General features: G+C 49.5%; 3 protein-coding genes and 1 pseudogene. All 4 read right to left on the minus strand.

Annotated features, from left to right (window positions below; genetic code table 11):
* Positions 1-88: pseudogene (gene sdhB / locus BZG79_RS16190) on the minus strand (succinate dehydrogenase iron-sulfur subunit); the annotation flags it as partial.
* A gap of 13 nt (positions 89-101) precedes the next feature.
* Positions 102-1,868 carry a succinate dehydrogenase flavoprotein subunit gene (gene sdhA, locus BZG79_RS13280; protein ID WP_077774642.1) on the minus strand — a complete coding sequence of 589 codons (1,767 nt, stop codon included), beginning with the start codon at positions 1,866-1,868 and terminating at the stop codon, positions 102-104.
* Complete coding sequence (gene sdhD, locus BZG79_RS13285; protein ID WP_021022458.1) at positions 1,869-2,219, minus strand: succinate dehydrogenase, hydrophobic membrane anchor protein; 351 nt, start codon at positions 2,217-2,219, stop codon at positions 1,869-1,871.
* Positions 2,213-2,605: a succinate dehydrogenase cytochrome b556 subunit gene (gene sdhC / locus BZG79_RS13290; protein ID WP_077774643.1), complete on the minus strand. Its 393-nt coding sequence runs from the start codon at positions 2,603-2,605 to the stop codon at positions 2,213-2,215. The genes sdhD and sdhC overlap by 7 nt, the downstream gene beginning before the upstream one ends.
* Positions 2,606-3,119: the final 514 nt, after the last annotated feature.

The following is a 3,119-nucleotide window of genomic DNA, read 5'->3' on the forward strand; positions in this document are numbered from 1 at the left end:
CTTCAGGGACGTCGAGTGTGTAATCCTTCATGTATGGCGCATCGTCCACATCTGGATTATAGCGATAGACTGAAAAATTAACGTTCATCGTTTCGACCCCCTTAATAAGTACGTGCTTTCGGTGGGAAAGCGTCACGATGCACAGGCGCCATATTGACGTCGCGCTTGGACATGGTTTCCGTTTCTGGGTTATAGATGGAGTGACACAACCAATTCTCGTCATCACGCTCTTGGTAGTCGAAGCGCGCATGAGCACCACGGCTTTCCGTCCGATAATACGCGGAGACCGCCGTTGAATAGGCAGTTTCCATCAGGTTCTCCAGCTCCAAACACTCGACGCGCTGGGTGTTAAACTCTGTTGATGTATCATCAAGGCGTGCTGTTTTGAGTCGCTCACGGATAGCATCCAACTCTTTCAGCCCTTTTTCCATCGCTTCGCCCTCTCGGAACACCGAGAAGTTTTCTTGCATACACGCTTGAAGGTCTTTGCGAATTTCTACTGGGTCTTCACCCTGCTGAGTACTATTCCAGCGATTGACGCGAGCCAGAGAGGCTTCAATGTCTGATTCACTGGCGTCTCTTGCTTCCACCTGCGCTGCCAAGGTTTCCCCTAGGTGTAACCCTGTTGCACGGCCGAAGACAACCAAGTCTAAGAGCGAGTTGCCCCCTAAGCGGTTGGCGCCATGTACAGAGACACTGGCGATTTCACCGCAGGCAAAAAGCCCTTGAACTTCGATATCATTGCCCAGTGGATCTTGTTTAATGGCTTGGCCGGATACTTGCGTTGGAATGCCTCCCATCATGTAGTGACACGTTGGGATAACAGGAATCGGCTCTTTGATCGGGTCGACATGTGCAAAAGTGCGCGWCAAATCCAAGATACCCGGCAAGCGCGATTCCAGTACATCTTTGCCGAGATGGTCGAGCTTCAGCTTAATGTGTGGGCCCCATGGCCCCTCACAGCCGCGTCCTTCACGGATCTCGATCATCATTGATCGGGCAACCACGTCACGACCAGCAAGGTCTTTTGCATTAGGCGCATAACGCTCCATGAAGCGTTCACCATCTTTATTAAGTAGATAGCCACCCTCACCACGACAGCCTTCTGTCACCAAGACACCGGCACCCGCAATGCCTGTGGGGTGGAATTGCCACATTTCCATGTCCTGCATCGGTACGCCAGCACGGAGCGCCATACCGACACCATCACCGGTATTGATGTGCGCGTTGGTGGTTGACTGATAAATACGGCCTGCGCCCCCAGTCGCCAACACGGTTGCTTTCGATTTGAAGTAACAAATCTCACCCGTTTCCATGCACATCGCCGTTGCACCGACAATCACTCCATCTTGGTTTTTGACCAGATCAAGGGCATACCACTCTGAAAAAATCGTCGTTTTGTTTTTGATGTTTTGTTGGTAAAGCGTATGCAATAGGGCATGGCCAGTTCGGTCTGCCGCCGCGGCGGTACGTGCCGCTTGCTCGCCCCCAAATTCTTTTGATTGACCGCCAAAGGGTCGTTGATAGATCGAACCATCTTCAAAGCGAGAAAAGGGTAATCCCATTTTCTCTAGCTCAATGACTGACTGCGGGCCTGTTTTACACATGTATTCGATAGCGTCTTGATCACCGATATAATCGGAGCCTTTGACGGTGTCGTACATATGCCATTGCCAATTATCCTTGTGCGAGTTACCCAGTGCCACTGTAATCCCGCCCTGTGCTGACACAGTATGAGAGCGAGTTGGGAACACTTTAGATAACAGCGCACACGTTAGGCCCTGTTCGGATATTTGCAGTGCCGCGCGCATACCGGCGCCACCTGCTCCAATAACGATTGCATCAAATTCGCGAACTGGAATACTCACTTACACACCCCACAATACAAAGAAACCGGCAAACACATAGATGAGAAGCGTGGCGACAACAGCAAGCTGTAATACACCGCGCAGCAAGGCTGGCTTGATATAATCAGTCAACACCTGCCACATCCCAATCCAGCCGTGGATCAGCACAGAGACCAGGGCCAACATGGTAAAGACCTTCGTGCTGGTCTGGCCGAAAAACGCTGTCCATGAGGCATACGTAATCTCAGGGCCAAAGACGGCAAAACCGACCATATAAAGTGTGTAAAGTGTGATGAGAATCGCAGTAGCTCGGACCAGCACATAATCGTGCACACCGTTGCGACCCACCGATGAAATGTTTTTTGTTACCATACTAAAACCCCCGCCAACACAGCTAGCACGCCTGCTATTACAAACGAGACTTGGGCACTTTTTGCCCCCGAATCCAGCTCTTCAAAGTAACCCAGGTCTTGGATTAAATGACGAATCCCGCCAACGATGTGATAAGCCAGCGCCGTCAAAATGCCCCAAAGTACGAGCTTGACGAAGAAGGTATCGAGTATCGCAGCAGCAGATTGAAATCCATCAGGAGAAGAGAGAGACAGGCTAAGCAGCCACAGTAGGATGGCGATCGAAACAAAGGTGATCACACCTGATATCCGATGCAAAATGGACGCAATCGCTGTAATGGGGAAGCGAATCGTCTTAAGGTCGAGGTTTACGGGTCTTGACTTTCTTTCTTTCACGATATTGCCCACTCAGCTCTATTGAGCATTTATAGTTATTACACTCTCTGAACCTCAGTACTCAAAGCGTAAGACCTGCAACATCTGCGTAACGCGCTTCATGTACCTTATTGCTTATAACTGCAATTTTCGGTGAATGGATCACGTCAGTTAGGAAAGGTGTTTGAGCCCCTAAACGCTCTAGGATACTGATTTGCCCAGAGACCTCGAAAAAGTATACGTGGCGTAACAGACAATTACAAACGCACAAAATTGACCGGAATCTCACAACAGATATTTAACCCCCATTGCACATAAGTTATTAACTAACGCACATAAGTTATTAACTGACGCACACATCGATAGGTTAAAAATTGACATAATAGAGGTCGATCGGTAAAACGGTCGGGTCCGTATCCTGGATGGGATTATAAAATAACAAAGGAGATTGTTATGGCAGAGAAGAAAGCTACCCTACATATCGAAGGGAAAGCACCAATCGAACTGCCGATTATCGGAGGCACTGTCGGCCCGGATGTGATCGATG

Source organism: Salinivibrio sp. MA427 (assembly GCF_001996115.1).
Lineage (GTDB): Bacteria > Pseudomonadota > Gammaproteobacteria > Enterobacterales > Vibrionaceae > Salinivibrio > Salinivibrio costicola.

What these genes read in the sequence shown, in the direction of transcription:
- sdhD (WP_021022458.1), bottom strand. Translation starts at nt 2,219, where the DNA reads ATGGTAACAAAAAACATTTCATCGGTGGGTCGCAACGGTGTGCACGAT.